Origin of the sequence: Nocardiopsis metallicus (assembly GCF_014201115.1) — a bacterium.
GTDB classification, from domain to species: Bacteria; Actinomycetota; Actinomycetes; order Streptosporangiales; family Streptosporangiaceae; genus Nocardiopsis; species Nocardiopsis metallicus.
The window spans coordinates 3,804,046-3,819,073 of record NZ_JACHDO010000001.1; the positions used below are offsets into that span (position 1 = coordinate 3,804,046).

16 protein-coding genes are annotated in these 15,028 nt (G+C 68.8%); 3 read left to right on the top strand and 13 right to left on the bottom strand.

Going from position 1 to position 15,028, the window contains the following annotated elements; genetic code table 11:
- The first annotated feature begins 260 nt into the window (after positions 1-260).
- Positions 261-905 carry a DUF305 domain-containing protein gene (locus HNR07_RS16515; protein ID WP_312893842.1) on the top strand — a complete coding sequence of 215 codons (645 nt, stop codon included), beginning with the start codon at positions 261-263 and terminating at the stop codon, positions 903-905.
- Positions 906-1,281: 376 nt separating this feature from the next.
- Here HNR07_RS16515 and HNR07_RS16520 read toward each other — a convergent pair whose 3' ends face one another.
- Complete coding sequence (locus HNR07_RS16520) at positions 1,282-1,929, bottom strand: class I SAM-dependent methyltransferase (protein ID WP_184365756.1); 648 nt, start codon at positions 1,927-1,929, stop codon at positions 1,282-1,284.
- A 194-nt stretch (positions 1,930-2,123) separates the two neighbouring features.
- On the opposite strand from HNR07_RS16520, the gene HNR07_RS34415 reads away from it, so the two are divergent.
- Together HNR07_RS34415 and HNR07_RS34420 are read left to right on the top strand one after the other, a co-directional pair.
- The gene (locus tag HNR07_RS34415; protein WP_221318842.1) at positions 2,124-2,597 is read left to right on the top strand and encodes an AraC family ligand binding domain-containing protein; all 474 of its coding nucleotides are present in this window, start codon (positions 2,124-2,126) and stop codon (positions 2,595-2,597) included.
- A gap of 30 nt (positions 2,598-2,627) precedes the next feature.
- Positions 2,628-3,056: a helix-turn-helix transcriptional regulator gene (locus HNR07_RS34420; protein ID WP_221318843.1), complete on the top strand. Its 429-nt coding sequence runs from the start codon at positions 2,628-2,630 to the stop codon at positions 3,054-3,056.
- Positions 3,057-3,102: 46 nt separating this feature from the next.
- On the opposite strand, the gene HNR07_RS16530 is transcribed toward HNR07_RS34420, so the two are convergent.
- From HNR07_RS16530 to HNR07_RS16585, 12 genes are all read right to left on the bottom strand, one after another.
- Positions 3,103-5,754: a TOTE conflict system archaeo-eukaryotic primase domain-containing protein gene (locus HNR07_RS16530; protein WP_184365757.1), complete on the bottom strand. Its 2,652-nt coding sequence runs from the start codon at positions 5,752-5,754 to the stop codon at positions 3,103-3,105.
- Positions 5,755-6,224: 470 nt separating this feature from the next.
- Positions 6,225-7,724 (bottom strand): tyrosine-type recombinase/integrase, encoded by a 1,500-nt coding sequence (locus HNR07_RS16535; protein ID WP_184365758.1) that lies wholly within the window; start codon positions 7,722-7,724, stop codon positions 6,225-6,227.
- The gene (locus HNR07_RS34960; RefSeq protein WP_254418069.1) at positions 7,725-8,006 is read right to left on the bottom strand and encodes a helix-turn-helix domain-containing protein; all 282 of its coding nucleotides are present in this window, start codon (positions 8,004-8,006) and stop codon (positions 7,725-7,727) included. It abuts the gene before it with no gap.
- 351 nt (positions 8,007-8,357) lie between these two features.
- Complete coding sequence (locus tag HNR07_RS16545; protein ID WP_184365760.1) at positions 8,358-8,780, bottom strand: hypothetical protein; 423 nt, start codon at positions 8,778-8,780, stop codon at positions 8,358-8,360.
- Entirely contained in the window at positions 8,777-9,781 is a 1,005-nt protein-coding gene (locus HNR07_RS16550) for a TRM11 family SAM-dependent methyltransferase (protein WP_254418070.1), read from the bottom strand. Before HNR07_RS16550 ends, HNR07_RS16545 begins: the two co-directional genes overlap by 4 nt.
- Positions 9,778-10,566: a hypothetical protein gene (locus tag HNR07_RS16555; RefSeq protein WP_184365761.1), complete on the bottom strand. Its 789-nt coding sequence runs from the start codon at positions 10,564-10,566 to the stop codon at positions 9,778-9,780. Before HNR07_RS16555 ends, HNR07_RS16550 begins: the two co-directional genes overlap by 4 nt.
- 175 nt (positions 10,567-10,741) lie before the next feature.
- Positions 10,742-11,005 carry a hypothetical protein gene (locus HNR07_RS16560; RefSeq protein ID WP_246420338.1) on the bottom strand — a complete coding sequence of 88 codons (264 nt, stop codon included), beginning with the start codon at positions 11,003-11,005 and terminating at the stop codon, positions 10,742-10,744.
- A 209-nt stretch (positions 11,006-11,214) separates the two neighbouring features.
- Positions 11,215-12,051 carry an ArsR/SmtB family transcription factor gene (locus HNR07_RS16565; protein WP_184365762.1) on the bottom strand — a complete coding sequence of 279 codons (837 nt, stop codon included), beginning with the start codon at positions 12,049-12,051 and terminating at the stop codon, positions 11,215-11,217.
- Between the two features lie 96 nt (positions 12,052-12,147).
- Positions 12,148-12,771 (bottom strand): hypothetical protein, encoded by a 624-nt coding sequence (locus HNR07_RS16570; RefSeq protein ID WP_184365763.1) that lies wholly within the window; start codon positions 12,769-12,771, stop codon positions 12,148-12,150.
- Between the two features lie 97 nt (positions 12,772-12,868).
- Positions 12,869-13,480, bottom strand: a complete 612-nt coding sequence (locus HNR07_RS16575) for a hypothetical protein (protein ID WP_184365764.1) — start codon at positions 13,478-13,480, stop codon at positions 12,869-12,871.
- Positions 13,481-13,579: 99 nt separating this feature from the next.
- A complete protein-coding gene (locus HNR07_RS16580) occupies positions 13,580-14,254 on the bottom strand; it encodes a hypothetical protein (protein WP_184365765.1) in 675 nt (224 codons plus the stop codon).
- Between the two features lie 108 nt (positions 14,255-14,362).
- The gene (locus HNR07_RS16585) at positions 14,363-14,980 is read right to left on the bottom strand and encodes a hypothetical protein (protein WP_184365766.1); all 618 of its coding nucleotides are present in this window, start codon (positions 14,978-14,980) and stop codon (positions 14,363-14,365) included.
- Between the last annotated feature and the right edge of the window lie 48 nt (positions 14,981-15,028).

The window sequence follows — 15,028 nt, forward strand, 5'->3', positions numbered from 1 at the left end:
GAAGGCCCATGGCCGTGCTCACCGGCGTGGCCTCCGGGCCCTTGACGCGTCGGTCGCCAGGCCTGCGTCCTCAACACCGGTTTGCGTGCCCAGGGGTCGGGCCCGCTCCACCCCGACCTTCTTCGACCCCAGAAAGCAAATCGCTGCGGGTCGCGAACGAGTCCAACGGCCACGGGGCAGCCGTACCGAAAGACATGTACAGGCACCGCGCCCGGCCCAGATGCCACGCGGCGTAACAACGCAACAGAAGGGATAGAACGATGATGACACTCCTGAAGAATGCCCTGGTGCCCTCGGCGGCCGCCTTCGCCGCCACCGTCCTGCTGGGCGCGTGCGCAGGCGCGCAGGAGGACTCCGCTCCTCCGGCTTCGGACACCTCCGAGCAGGAGTCCTCGGAGTTCAACGACGCCGATGTCGTGTTCGCCCAGATGATGATCCCGCACCACGAGCAGGCCACCGCCATGGCGGAACTGGCACAGAGCCGGGCGGGGGACGAGGTCCGGGCGCTGGCCGAGGACATCGAGGCCGAACAGGGGCCAGAGATCGAGCAGATGAACGCTCTCCTGGAGTCTTGGGGCAACGAACCGATGGAGGGCATGGACCACGGCGGCATGGCCGGGGTGATGTCCGAGGAGCAGATGGCGGAGCTGGAGGCGGCCGAAGGAGACGAGTTCGACACCATGTTCCTGGAGATGATGATCGAGCACCACGAGGGCGCCATCGACATGGCACAGACCCAGCTGGTGGAGGGCACCAACCCCGAAGCGCGTGCTCTGGCCGAGGACATCATCGACGCGCAGCGGGCCGAGATCGAGCTGATGAACGAGATGCTCGGATCCGGCGCAGGTGACCAAGAGGGCGATGACGATGAGTCACCCTCCGAGGAAGGACACGACGGACACTGATGTGTCCCCGGTGGTGCCGGTCCCAAGAGCCCGGCACCACCCGCTGTTCAATGTTGAATGGTGCTCATCCCCGCCGAAGCTCCTCATGGCGCCCGTGCTCGGCAACGCCTCCTTCGCCCAGGACGAGGATCTGGTCAGCGGAACGAGTCGGGTGGCCACTCGGTCGTCGGCCTCGACATCAGGCAGTCGCCAGCCGATGGGTCAGCACACCCCGCTACGGCAGGCGAGCCGAGGCCTAAGGGTCGGTTCAGAGCGCTGACCCGAGCAGCTCCGTCCTGAACCGTGAGCGGGCGCGGGGTTCAGCCGTGGCGGGCTCTTCCGTCGAACATCACCACCTGTTCGAGGAAGAGCCCGCGCTGATTCTGGTGACGACGGCTCAGCTGCGCTCCGCTCGGTAGAAGGTCACCGCGCCAACCGCCGCACGGCCGTGCCCGACCACAGCGGCCTCGGCGAATCCCGCCTTCCGCATCAAGGCGACCACGTGGCCCTCCGTCGCCGCCTCGGGGCCGCGCAGCGGAGCGTGACCGTCAGACAGGTCCGGTTCGTCGCGTTTGTGCCACCGGTGCAGGAGGCGTGTGACGGCACCGGGATGTTCACCGTTGAGATCGACCATGTGCAGGCTCCCACCGGGGATCAGCACGCGATGCGCCTCGGCCAGGGCCGCCGACTTCTCCGCGTCGGGCAGGTGGTGAAACATGAACGACGAGAGCACCCTGTCGATGCTGGCATCGGGATAGGGCAGTCGATCGGCGTAACCGTGGTCGAGCCGCAGTTCCAGGCCCTGGTGTACGGCGCGGCGATGCGCGTGGGCCAGAGCGTACCGGTCGGGGTCGAGCCCGATCACGGTCGCCGACCCCACAGCGCGCTTGGCCAGCAACAGCACCGTGCCGGTTCCCGCGCCGATCTCGAGGACCGTGTCACCGGGCGCGGTCCCGGCCTGGGCGACCAGCTGCCACTGCGCGGTACGGGCACCGATCAGACGCGTGAACGTGTCGTAGAACGGCAGCAAGCGGGGATTTCCCATCGCTGGCAGGTACGGACGATCATCAGGGTACGGAGTGCCGGCGGTTCCGTCCCCACTCGTCTTGCGTGGCACACTTGGCTCCTTCGGATCGACGGGAGACTTTTTTCGGCTGCGACTCCACTCTCGCCAGGCGCACAACAGCGGACAAGGGATCATCCATGGGAATCACAGGACTTTCTTCGGATCCGGCGGCCATGGCACCGTCGAGGGGCCCCTTCGGCGGGCGCCTCGTCGGGCGTACAGCCGAGGGCGTCGCGCTGATGGGTTATCCACGCGTGCCGGGGCTGACGCCGGTGAGCCTGCTCCGATGGGGCGGCGGCGCCCAGGCCAGTGCCGCGGTCAGGACCCATGGCACACACGCGCACGACTTCCTGATACTGCTCTACGTCGAGCACGGCCGAGGACCCATCCGTGTGGACGGGCGCGAGTGGAACCTCGCGGCCGGTGACGTGTTCGTCATCGCTCCACATGCCGTCGTGGCCAACCCGGATCCGCGCATCGAACCCAACACGAGGGCGTGGATGCTGTACTTTCCGGCCGAGGCGGTCGACCCCGGCGGCGAAGCACCTCTTGCCGCATGGCGAGCCCCTCTGTTGTCGCCTTTCGTGGGCGCGCGTCGCGGGATTACACAGAAGCTGCCCGTGCCACACGAACAGCGTGCGGCCTGAAGCAATCAGCTGTCCCGGCTCGACAACGAGATGCACGAGCAAAAAGAGGGCTGTGCCGACGCCGTCCGCGCACACCTGACCGTCCTGCTGGTGTGGCTGGGGCGCCTCGCCGGGAGCGCACCGGGATCCGCGGCCGACGATCCGTTGCTCGCGCGGGTCTTCGATCTCATCGAGCGCCGCTACGCCGACACCGACGCGCCCATCGGTTCCCGGGAGGTCGCCGAGCTGGTGGGGCTGACGAGCGGACACCTGACCACCGTGGTCAGGCAGCGTACGGGCCGCACCGTCGGGCAATGGATCACCGAGCGGCGGATGCGCGAGGCACGGCGGCTGCTCGCCGACACCGATCTGACCGTCGCGGCTATCGCGGGGCGGTCCGGTTACCGGGACCCGGGATACTTCGTGCGCCGTTTTCGCACCGAACACGGCATGCCCCCGCTCAGTTGGCGAGGTGGCTGAGCCCTGATGCGCCCACCTGCCAACAGCAGTACCATGCCCCGCCCAGCTACCCCCGCGTGGAGTGGGCCGCATGCCAAGCGCGCCACACCTCAGCACGGAGTCGGCCACGCCTTGGCACATCCATGCCTTCAAGCCTGGCCCACGAGCGCACCTCAGCCACGGATGGCCCCGCAGAACCCGATCCCGCCGGAGAGCCCCCGAGATCGACAGGTGTGTGCGCCCCTGACAGGGCTGGTTGCCGCGGGTGCTCCGGCGAGGTGGTGGTGAAACCGCGCCGCTGGAGAACTCGGCGGCGCTTGTGGTGCATCCGGGCCAGCTGCGGGACTTCGACATCGAGATAGTCGTGGGCCTCGACACGGGATTTCTTCGCCTCCGTGTTACGCATGATCCGACCGACCTGTTGGATGATGCGCCCCTTGAAGGAGATCGGGCTGGCCAGGAAGAGCGTGTCCAGCCGCGGAGCGTCAAAGCCCTCCCCTGCGACCTTGTCGATGGCCAGCAGCACCAAAGGCACATCGCCACGCTCACCGGCCAGGGCCGCGCGGACGCGGGCACGCTCTTGCGGCGCGGTGCTGCCGTGCAGCACCAGCGGTTCGACCCCGTGGGGCTCCAGCGCTTCGACGAGCCGGTGCAGGTGCTCGACGCGGTTGGTAAGAGCCAGACAGCACCGGCCCCTGCGTAGGGCGTCGGCGATGTCGCGGGCGATCTGGGCGTTGCGGTCGGGGTCATGGGCGAGTTCGTTGTACATGGCCTGGATCGAGGCGCCGTCATGGCCCGGCTCCTCGGTCAAGAAACTGGTGAGGTGCACGACGAGGTGTCTGGTGAAGGTGCTGGTGTCCTCGATCTCGTGGCGGATGGGGCCGCACTGCATGGTGATGGGCGGATCCATCTGATCCGCACGGTAGGGGGTGGCGGACAGACCGACCCAGCGTTGGACCCGCGCTGTGCGTATCGCGGCCTCCGCTCCTGGTGCTCCGGCGGCATGGCACTCATCGACGATGACCAGTCCGTAGCCGTCCAGAAGTCCCTCGGGGGCATCGCGGTGGGTCAGGGTTTGCAGCATGATCAGGTCCACGGTGTGACCTCGGCGGTCCTTGCCCGCCCCCAGGGAACCCACCGTCTGATCCTGCAGGTCCAAGAAGGTGGCCAGGCGTTCCTGCCACTGGTGGAGGAGTTCGGCTCGGTTGACGATGATCGCGGTCGGTGTGCGGTGGTGAGCGATCAGCGCGCAGGCCATGACGGTCTTACCGGAGCCGGGTGGGGCGACGAGCACCCCTGCACGGTGCTGGACCATCTCGTCCACGGCCTCGCGCTGGGCAGTGGTCAGGTCGCCGGTGAAATGGGCGGCGATCGGCGGGTGTTCGGGGAGTTCGTGGGTGATCTCCAGCCTGCCGCCAGCCGCTTCGATGAGCTGCGTGGCCTCATCCACCAGACCGCGGGGCAGCTTGAGCCACTGAGGGTCGCTGGCGTCGAAGGAACAGACCATGCGCGGGGTGTTCCAGGTGGAAAAGCGCTGGTTCTGCTTGCGGTAGAAGTCCGGGTTGTGGAACGAAGCGGCATGCTTCAGCGCGGCCAGCAACCGCGAGGGGAGTCCCTCGGTGGCGATGGCTAGCATCGCGGACAGTCGGGCCGTGACCGTGGCGGGTGCCTTGCCCAGTGCTCTGCGGCGCGGTTTGGGTGGCAGTGCTGGTGCGATCGCCGAGGGACCCGCCTTGACCGGGCCGAGCTCGGCGACGAGCGCTTCGACCTCGGCTGGGGAGAGTCGTTCGGTGCACGCCAGGTGGGCGAACTGGTCCGGGTAGGCCTGCCAGGTGTCGGGGTCGCAGAACACAGTGGCGCCCTTGGTGCGGCTGGCGCCGTGCAGCGGTAGCGCGATCAGGTTACCGAAACGGGCGCTGCCCTTGGCCTTGACCGGAAGAGAATCCTGGGCGGGAAAGAGGCGGTCGTAGCTGGCCAGCGTCATGCGGTCGCGAACATCGATCGCTTGACGCAACAGTGCCATACCCAGGGTACGGGCTGTCGCCGCCGCCACGGGGGCGGTGAAGAACGTCCATACGTGCGCGCCGACCCCGGAGCGGGAGACCTCGACCAGCACCGGGACGCCTGCCGCGCGGCAGGCGGCGACGTAGGCGCCGGTGTCGCCGCGCCAGTCACTGCCGTCCTTGCCGTCGAAGTCGCACGCGAGCAGACGGCAGGTGTCGTCCGCAAGCAGCGGATAGAGCCCCAGATGAACTTCGCTTCGTCCAGCCTCGGGCCGACAGAGATGTTCGTAGACCACCTGGTCGGTCAGCGGGTGAAACACCCGGTCCGCCTCAGCCTTGTTCCTCTCGAACGGGTTCTCCTCGACCGGGCTCCACCCGGTGCGACCACTTCTGGTGCTGACCCAGCGTTTGGCGTACACGTCCTCGCGCCCCGCGAACAACGTCCGGAACAGCTCGATTTTGACCTGGGTCCTGGAGGAAGCGTCCGCGTGCGGCAACTCGTCGACGCCGAAGGGGGATGTCGAAGCGGTCCGAGCTTCGGGCGCTACAAACGTGGGGACCGATGTCGGCCCCAACGAACCGAGTCGGGTTCGTAGCTGGGCGTTCTCCGCTTGCAGCCGCTCAATCTCGGCCCGCAGCTCGGCAGTCTCCTCCAGCGCTACATCAAGCCGAATCCGCAGCTCGGCGGGGTCGTTCCAACCGGACCGTTCATCCATGGTCACCATAATCCAGAACTAACGGACCCATGTGTAGGACGTCGAGGACCACCCCATGCGCCGATGGGGATCCTCGATCACCACGAAGGGTGACCGTGACAGCCCGCGACCTGCTCAAACGACATCTGACTGGGCACCGCACAACGAAAAAATCAGACACGAGATCGTTTTGCCCACGAGCATGAACTGAGAACCTTCGGTGATTTCATAGTCACTTCAGGTTCACGATCGTCACTAAGGGGATCCCAGTCAGGCCTGAGGCACCTTGTACGCGTTCCAGCACCATCGGCACGGACGGCCCACCACCGCAGGAATGGGTTCCGGCAGAGGAGCACTCAACCAGCGGACCTTTGATCCGATGGCCCACAGGCCCCGGACACGAGGAAACCCCAGGCCAGAACGGGTGAACCCGTATCCTCACCTGGGGGCGGAGCCCTTCCTGCGGCTCCTGGTGTGCTCCCCTGAACCGGCTACCGCACCGGCACCAAACCACCCGCCCCAGCAGGAGCCGACGCCCCGCGCAGCAGGGCAGCGGTGGCCTCGGCCGCCGCTTTGGCCACGTCCGGGAACACGCTCTGGTAGGTGTCCTGAGTGAAGTGCGTGGTGGAATGGCCCAGCTCAGCCGAGACCACCTTCACGTCCGTTCCCGCGGCCAGCGCCATCGAGGCCGCCCCGTGCCGGAGCCCATGCAACGTGATCGGTGGGAGTCCGGCTGCTCGGGCGATGCGGGTGAACCAGTCGCTCACGTGCGAGGGCAGCCACCCGGACCCGTCTTGGCGGGTGAACACCAAACCCGAATCCACCCACTCCGGCCCCGCCTTGAGCCGGGCCTGGTTCTGAAACTTCTTCCAAGCCCGCAACACCTTCACCGTGTCCGCGTCCAAGGTGATGGTGCGCTGCCCGGCTTCGCTCTTCGGGGTGGAGGTGAGCGTGGTCCAGGACAACTGCACCACCTGCGTGCGGATATCCGCCTCACCGTCCGTGAGCCGGGTGTGGGCCCAGGGCAGACCGACCGCTTCACCCCGGCGCAGCCCTTTGACGGCGATCAGGTGGAACAGCGGGTGCAGCCACACGTACTTGCGGGAGTGTTCCAGGAAGGTGCGGGTCTGCTCCGGGGTCCACACCATCACCTCCCCCGGGATGGTGCCGTCCTTCTCCCACCGCTCCACCCTGCCCGGTGTCCACACCAGCGGGCGTTTCCTCGGGCATGAGGGCAGGCGTGCGTGGGAGGCAACGTTGACGTTCACTGGCTCCTCGGGGCTGCGCACCGCATCCGACAGGGCACTCCGGAGCGTGGCGCGGATCCGGTGCTTGGTCGACAGACTCACCACCCGCTGGCCTCGTACCGATGCCCGCACCTTCGCGTCCTCGGACTCGCGGGCCTCCAGAATCCGCTCGTTGTTGGCCTCGATCGACTCGAACATCGCCTCGACCTGGCTGGACTTGAGCCGGTCCAGCCGGACCTGGCCCAGGTACGGGATGAGGTATTTGCGAATGTGCCCCGCGTAGGAGGTCCGGGTTCCCTCGGCCAGATCCGGCTTCGCCGCAAGCCACGCCTTCAAATAGGCCCCCACGGTGAGGGCTTCCTTGCGCACATCAGCCCCCGTCCCCAGACGTTTACGCACCTCCTCCACCGAAGGGAAGCAGGTGCGGGCCTTCAGGGCGTTCTGGATCAGGTCCGCGATCTGCACCTCCACATCCCCCTCCCCCTGAGCCAGGTCCAACAAGGCTTTGAGGTGGTCCAGCGCCTCCCACGCCTGCTCCTGGCTCTCCAGCCCGGCGCGGCGGGCCTGACGCCGCTTCCCCTCGCTCGTGCGAGGCAGTTCGAGTTGGTAGCCCCAGTCGCCGTGACGGGGGTTGAACGCCCCGCCCTGACGGCGCAGCTTCGGACAGCGCGCCCCGAGCGCCCGCCCGGAGTTCTCGTCCCGGCATCCGCAGCGTTTGAACACCCGTCCCTGGTGAGAAGTCATCTACGACTCCCCCTCCTTGTTGTGGTTACTGCGCGCACCGCACCGTGAACACACCTCACCGGAGGTGGAGGGCACCGGCAGGCCGAGGTGGGCCAGGACCCCCGCGGTGGGGATCCGCCAGCTCCGTCCCACCCGTAGCACGGGGACCGGGAACGCTCCTTGGCGCAGGAGCCGGTAGGTGGTGGTGCGGCCCAACCCGAGCATCCGCCCCGCCTCGACCGGCTCCAACACCACCGGCAACCGTTCGATCTCGTCCAACCGGACCGGAGTATCCGACCTCACCCTGACCACCTCCCCACCCTGTGTGAACTGCACGAATACGGTGCGCGACCCCGCGTGGTGCGGGGCACCACGCATCCACGCTCGACCTCGCCGAGGTGGTCAAGCGGATTCGTCAACAACACCACCGGATTTTCCCTCCCGCGCTGATCCACCACCCGCTTACGGGCGTTATGTCGCATTCATCGAACGGGGCCACAGGGGCCCCACGTAGGGCCCGAACCCCGGGTTCGGGCCCGCTGGGCGGGGCCGGGGCGGTCGGGGCGGTGTGGGGGCGCTGATGGCCCCACACCGCCCCGACCCGGCCCTGGGTTCCCTGGGGGGAACCCAGGACCCCGCTTGCCCCGGGGTGTGTCAGTCCTGGCGCACGTGCCCGGTGTAGGTCAGCCAGGCCCGGTAGCGGGACCGCACCTGTTCGGGGATGGCCACCACTCGGTAGCGGCCCGCGCCGTGGCGGTGCTCGACCACGTAGTGCTCGCCCTCCCACGCCGGGATCCGCCCCACCCGCGAGGCGGCCTCGGCCACCTCCTCGAAGGCGGCCTCGTCGATGTTGGTGCGCGGGAAGTAGGACACCTCCACGCTCGTGTGCGGGCTGATCGGCAACCCCGGGTGCTCTTCCAGAAAGTCGGCCAGGGCCCGCATATCAGCGATGATCCGCGCCCGCAGGTCCGGGCTGGCCGCGTCAGTGAAGAACCCCAGCTCGGGCACGAACACCCCCGGTACCTGCCCACCCCGCTGGTCGTCGTCGGTGTTGTGATCGCAGTTGGTCCGCCTCATGCCGCCCGCCCTTCACCGTGGGTGTGCTGCTGGTAGTAGGGGGCAGGGTCGGCAAAGACCAGCACGTCCTCGTGCTGAATCACGTGCACCGGCCACTCCGCCTTGCGCAACCGGCGAGTCTCCAACAGTTGGAAGAACGAGGTGCGCGAGACCACCTCCCCGTCCCGCAGTGCGCACAACAGCGCCACGCACCGGTCCACCTGGACCATCCCGGCCCGCCGGCCCGCCTCGGCCACCTGCCCCGGGAAATCGATCAGCTCCCCGTTCTTGCGGTAGGGGCGGGTGGTCACCACAACCACCCCACCCGGGGCGAGCAAGGTGCGGCAGGCCGCCATGATCTGCGCGAACGAGGCCGCCAGCTTCTCCGGGCGTTGGTAGGCGAGGTTGTCCGCCCGACGGTCCCGATCCCGCGAGTAACGGTGCGCGTGCTTTTCCACCGCCCGGGCTCCATCACGGCGAGAACGGATCTGGCCGTGGGTCATCGACCCGTACGGCGGTGAGGTCAACACCAGCGAGACCTTGCCCGCCAACGAGGAGCAGCCCAGCCGGAGGGCGGTTTCGGCGCCCTCGCCGGTGTGGACCTGCCCCTCACCGGTGGCGCCCTGGATGATCGCGGTTTCGAGGTTGAGCCGGGCGATGGAGGCCCACTTGGGCTCCAACTCGATCCCCACACCCCTCCGACCCAGGTGGGCGGCCTCGACCAGGGTGGTGCCGATCCCGCACATCGGGTCCACCACCACGTCCCCTGGTTGGGTGTAGGTGGTGATGGCGTGGCGGGCGATCTCGGGCAGCATCTTGGCCGGGTGCTCTACCGACAACCTCGAGTACCGGTTCCCGCGCTGCTGGCGGGCTTGGCGCTGGCCCGTGGCCCACACCGACAACCCCGCACCCGCCCCAAGACCGGCCCTACCGGGGCCCTCGTGGTGGTCGTTTCCCTGGTCTTCGGGGTATGCCGTCCCCTCGGTGTGATCGAGGTGGGCACTGTTGTGGTCCTGGTTCACGCTTCCACCTCCCCGCGCGTCTGGGCCGGCGTGGTGCGCCCCTTCTTGCGGAACACCGACACGTTCAGGTGAGCGGGCGAGGTGATCGTGGCCGCGGCCTCGGCCACCGAGGTCGACAACCCCACCTCAGACTCCCCCTCCCCCGGACTGGTGTGGGGGTCGTGGTCGGGGTCGAACCCGTCCCTCCCCCGGACCGGGATCGTGGCCCCCAGCCCGGCCTCGCAGATCGGCACGGTCAACGCGATCACGTGCTGCAGGTACACCAACCCCGCGCACGCAGCAGCCCGCACCACCCCCGGCGCCGGATCCACCACACCGACCGGGGAATGCCCGACCGGAGTCACGACCGCGACGATCCCCCCGGGCCGAGTGATCAGAGCCGCGAACTCCACCCGAGCCCGCATCCGACGCCCGGCTACCTGGGGCGAGAGCACGCACGAGGTGGACGGGGTCACCGTGGCCACGGTCAACTCCGCCCACGCCACCTCCAGATCCAAAGCCGCCGTGGCGCCCGGTGCGTCCAGGCTCGGGTGCAGCACCTGCAGGGGGCGGCCCCGCTCCCAAGCCTGCTGGGCAATCTCACCCACACCGGTCAGGTCCGCGACCCGGTCTCCGGGGCGGGTGTACTCGGCCACCAGCCGTGCGGCCAGCCGGTCCGGGATACTCACCTCCCCGAGGTGGGTCCGAGACGAGGCGCGAGGCGAGGTGTGGTCGGGTGCGCAGGGCCAGATCGCCAACGGCGGTCGGCCCCCGTCGTGCGAGGTGGTGTTCGGGGTGTGTCCCAAGGCCGAATCCCTTCTCGTTTGTGTTTTGCCCTTCACTGAGGAAGAAGCGCGCCCCACCCCCGGGATTCGACACCACGCCCCCAAAGCGGTCCGAAACGAGTAGAAAAGTCCCCGGCCCCCACCCAGATTTCTGAGTGGGGGCCGGGGACCTCGGTTCGGCTTTTCGGGTGAGAGGTCAGTGCCGCCACGGGTGCAGGCGGCATCCGCACCCGGCCCGCTGGGCGAGGGCGCGCACCGGCCGGGGCAGGGGTAGGGCGATACACACCGCCAACAGGCCCATGGGGGTGCCGTGGCAGCACTGGCCGGTGAAGCGGTCGTGCACGGACAGGTGGTGCCCGCACACCCCGCACACCGTCCCCGGTCCCTTCTCCGTCAGGTGGACCATGCCGGGCCAGTCGCCCCGCACGTAGTAGGTCTGCAGCAAACGGTGGGCGCGCACGGTCAGTCCGCACAGGGTCGCAGCGACGCTCGCCCCACACAGCGCCACTGCCAGAGCCCGGGGGCAGGGCCGGTTCCCCCTACCTGACCACCCTGTCTGGGCGGTCAGGTAGGGGTAGAGAAGATCAAACACGGAAATACTCCCCTGGGGTATGTAGAAGGTGGGGGTGTGCGCTGGTAGTTCGCGCACACCCCCGGGGGCGGGTGGGGTCAGGCGGTCGGTGCGGTGAACCGGTACCGGCGCGGCTTCTCGCAGGCCAGCTCGGCCTTGCCCTCCTTGGCGAGCTTGGCGAGGTTGTTCTGGATGGCCCCGATGGAGCGGCCCTGCAGCAGGTGGCTGAGCTCGGTCGCGGTGAACTCCTCCTCGGGGGAGTTCTTGAGCAGGGCCCAGACCATGAGCTTGAGCTCGCCCGGTGCCAGCCGCTGCGACCCGCTCACCGGGTTGACCCCCTCCTCACTCGCGCCCGTGCTGGTGTGCACCGGTTCCCGCCCCGAGGTGGTGCTGGTGCCGGGCTCGGGTGCGGGTGCGGTCCGTCGAGGTGCAGGTGTGGGAGCGGCAGAGGTGGAGGTCGATGCCGGTTCGGTGTCCGGGTGCTGGGCTTGGTGGTCCTGCCCCGGCGAGGGCTTGCGCTCCGAGGTGGGCGGTGACGTTTCGCCCCCGGTGACCGGGGCCGGGGCGGTGTCCTGTGGGTGCGGGTGCTGGTCTTCGGCCGCTTCCCCGGTTGCGGGCGGCTCGGGCACGGCCTCCTCCAGGTCCTCGGCCGGGGCCGAGGGGGCCTCTGCAGTGCTGACCTTCTCGGTCTCTAGGGTCGGTTCGCTCGAGGCGATCGGGGTGGCCTGCCAGTGGTCAGGCAGACGCCGCCGCCCCTCCCGCCCGCCCGGGGTGCGCACCGCCAGCCCTTCCTTCTCCAGGGCGGGCAGGTACTTGGAGGCGGTGGACTTGCCCACCCCGGCCTCATCTGCCAGCTCAGTCACGGTCAACGGGTTCGTGGCCTGGGTCAGGGCGGTCAGAAGAAGGTCGCGTGAGGGCACGGTGTTCGTGGTCATATTCGGGTGGTCCCTTCAGGTGTGGGTGATGGGCCCCGAGGTGTGGGGCCTGGTCGGGGTGCGCCCGGTGTCGGGCGCACCCCGGGTGGTGTGGGGTCACATGTGGTTCAGCACGGCGCGGGCTTCACCGGCCAGCCCCTGGGCGATGTCGGGGGCGGTGTCGGTGCACACCGGCCCCTGGGCGTAGGTCAGTTCCGCGTAGCGGTCGCTCATCAGGCGGGCTTCGCACATCACCGGGCCCTGGGGCAGAGCCGGAAGGTCGATGCTCATCAGGACTCGGGGGTCGGGGGTGAACACCAGGGTCTGGATGGCCCTGGCTTCTTCCCCGTCGGTGATGTAGGTGCGGGTGTGGGGCCAAAACCCTTCGGTGGCCAGGGCGGCCCGCAACGCCACCACCGTGGCCGAGGCGAACCAGGCGGAGGGCCAGTCGTGCATGTCTTGGCGCAGCGCGGTCGTGGCGTCCTGGGCGAGGCGCTTCCAATCGAGGGTGTGCTGTTTGTTCACCAGGTGCTGCAGGTCCTGGTGGGTGAAGACCACCAGGCGGGCGTTCTGGCGCGGGTCGAGCTCGCCGGGGGCGTGTGCCTGGTAGCGGCTTGAGACCAGGTCGGCGGTGATCACCGCCCCGGGGCCGGACTGGTGCACCTGGCGCACCTGGTTGGGGGTCACGGCCAGCGGTCCGAACCGGGCCTGGACATAGGCGGCGTTGATTTCCAAAGCCACAGTGGCTCCTCTTTCTTTTGGGCAGGCCAAACACAGCGGTTGGCGTGCGGTGGTGGGGCCGCCCCGCCCGTTGTGGGGCGGCCCGGTGTTGCGGGGGCTAGGCCTGGTTGCGGGTCAAATAGCTTTTGACCTGCGCCGACATCTCTTCAGCTACGTTGGCCGCGTTCTGGCCGCCTACGGTGCATGCGGGGTGCACGTTGACCGGGCGCCCCTGGTCGAACAGCCGTGTCTGTACCTGGAGTGCGTCCCCGGGGCCGCGTACGCAGCTCGCGCCGATGGTGAGGTCGCCCTCGTCCCTGAGGGCGTAGACGTCCTCCACCTGGAAGGCGCCCTCCTCGGTCCGGTCGAAGACCGGCCGGTGCGTCAGGTCCATGCCGTGGGCGCGCATGTGCTCTCGCAGTTGCCCGAGGGGCGCTCCTAGGGCGCGGGAGTAAAAGAGGTCACGTTCGGGGCGGGCCGCCTCGGTGGCCTCGTCCGCAAGGTGCGTCCACACGTTTTCGCCGCAGGCCAGCTCGTGGGTGAGGTCGCCGTGGCCGTAGATGATGACCTGGTCCGGGCACTTCAGGTCCAGGTCACGGGAGTGGGTGAGGGTGAAGGGGGCCGTGGTGTCCTGGGCGATGATCAGGCCGCCGGGGCCCGTGTCGTAGAGGGTGCGGAGCATCGAGGCCGTGATCCGCTGTCCCTGGCGGGAATACCTGCTGGCACGCATGACGGGTTCCTTTCATGGCACGCCGAACACAGCGCTCGGCGTGCGGTAGAGGGGGCCGCCCCGCCCCGTGTTGACGGGGCGGCCCCGGTGGTGCGGGGGTTAGGCGCGGGTACGGGCCAGGTGGGCGTTGACCCGGTCCCGAATCAGGCACGCCTGGGCATTGGCGGTGAACTGGTGGGGCACGGTCTTGGGCCAGCCCTTCACGTGGCGGTCGTGGTCGGTGATCTTGATCAGCGAGGGGCCGGGCCGCTGGCCCTTCTCGGGCAGGGGGTGCTTGAGCATCACGCGCACCTGCGGGTGGGCGCGGTCAATGTAGGTCTCCCGCACTTCCCGTACCGAGGGGCCCTGGTAGTGGCCTGGAAACAGGTAGCGGCGGCGGTAGGAGGGGGCGGTGGTCATGGAGAAGCCGAGCTCTTCCAGGCGCTCGCGCATCCGGATCACCGCGTACGGGGTGGCGGCGCGGTGCTCGATGCGCTCGGCCAGGCAGTCGTAGGCGGTGGAGTCGACCGCCGAGACGAGGTCGTCCCAGGTGCCGAAGTGCTCACGGAGGTGGCCCAGGTCGTGGGTGAGATCGCCGTAGCCGTAGACGGGCAGGACCAGCTCGTCGGTGTGGTCGAGGGTGAAGGTGGTCTCGAACTCACGGGAGCGGAAGTTGGCGACGATCATGCCGCGCGGCCCGAGGTCGTAGAGGGCGCGCAACAGGTGCGAGGTGACCTCGGCGTACTCGAAGTAGATCTCCAGAGCCTCGAGCAGGCGCGGTGCATGTGCGGTCACAGTCGGTTCCTTTCGGTGGGCGCGCCGAACACAGCGCACGGCGCGCGGATACGGGTGTGGGTGGTCGGGGCCGCCCCGCCCCTTTGGGGGCGGCCCCGGGCGGGTGTGTTAGTCGTGCAGGTCCAGGTGGCGGCGGATGCGGTCGGGGGCCTCGCGTACGCAGAACGGGACACCGCTGGTCACGGTGGTGCGCTCGGGCCAGCAGGTCACGTAGCGGCCCCGGTCGTACATGGCCAGGCTGATCAGGAGGCTGTCGCGGTGGCGCTGGATGTAGGTCATCTGGAAGGTGATCCGGGGGTGGTGGGTGCTGGCGAACCCGTCCTCGATCCAGTGCCCGCCGTCCTCGGTTCGGCCGTGCTCGGGCCGGTGGTTCAGGGCCATGCCGTGGGCGCGCATGTCTCGGCGTAGGGCTCCGACCAGGTGGGGGGTCAACACCGCGTGGCGGGTCCAGTTCTCGATCTGGTCCCGGGCCTGGCCGGTCAGGTCCCGGGCCAGGTTCTGCCAGTCCCCCTTGTGGTGGGTGAGGTCGTGGTGCAGGTCGCCGTGTCCGTAGATGATCACGGGGCTGCGGCCCCAGGTCTGGTAGCGGGTGTGGGTCAGGGCGTACTCGCCGGTGCGGGTGCAGGCGTAGATGATGCCGCCCGGCCCGGTGCGGTCGAGGTCTTCCAGATCGCTCACGGTGATCCGGGCCCCGTCGAAGTAATCGCGCAACGCAGTAGCGCTCATAGCGCAGGTCCTTTCCGCGCGCGCCGAACACAGCGCTCGGCGCGAAGG

Excerpts from the sequence above, each read along its gene's own strand:
- HNR07_RS16515 (WP_312893842.1), top strand. The coding sequence starts at position 261 with ATGATGACACTCCTGAAGAATGCCCTGGTGCCCTCGGCGGCCGCCTTC.
- HNR07_RS16520 (WP_184365756.1), bottom strand. The coding sequence starts at position 1,929 with ATGGGAAATCCCCGCTTGCTGCCGTTCTACGACACGTTCACGCGTCTG.
- HNR07_RS34415 (WP_221318842.1), top strand. The coding sequence starts at position 2,124 with ATGGCACCGTCGAGGGGCCCCTTCGGCGGGCGCCTCGTCGGGCGTACA.
- HNR07_RS34420 (WP_221318843.1), top strand. The coding sequence starts at position 2,628 with ATGCACGAGCAAAAAGAGGGCTGTGCCGACGCCGTCCGCGCACACCTG.
- HNR07_RS16530 (WP_184365757.1), bottom strand. The coding sequence starts at position 5,754 with ATGGATGAACGGTCCGGTTGGAACGACCCCGCCGAGCTGCGGATTCGG.
- HNR07_RS16535 (WP_184365758.1), bottom strand. The coding sequence starts at position 7,724 with ATGACTTCTCACCAGGGACGGGTGTTCAAACGCTGCGGATGCCGGGAC.
- HNR07_RS16545 (WP_184365760.1), bottom strand. The coding sequence starts at position 8,780 with ATGAGGCGGACCAACTGCGATCACAACACCGACGACGACCAGCGGGGT.
- HNR07_RS16565 (WP_184365762.1), bottom strand. The coding sequence starts at position 12,051 with ATGACCACGAACACCGTGCCCTCACGCGACCTTCTTCTGACCGCCCTG.
- HNR07_RS16575 (WP_184365764.1), bottom strand. The coding sequence starts at position 13,480 with ATGCGTGCCAGCAGGTATTCCCGCCAGGGACAGCGGATCACGGCCTCG.
- HNR07_RS16585 (WP_184365766.1), bottom strand. The coding sequence starts at position 14,980 with ATGAGCGCTACTGCGTTGCGCGATTACTTCGACGGGGCCCGGATCACC.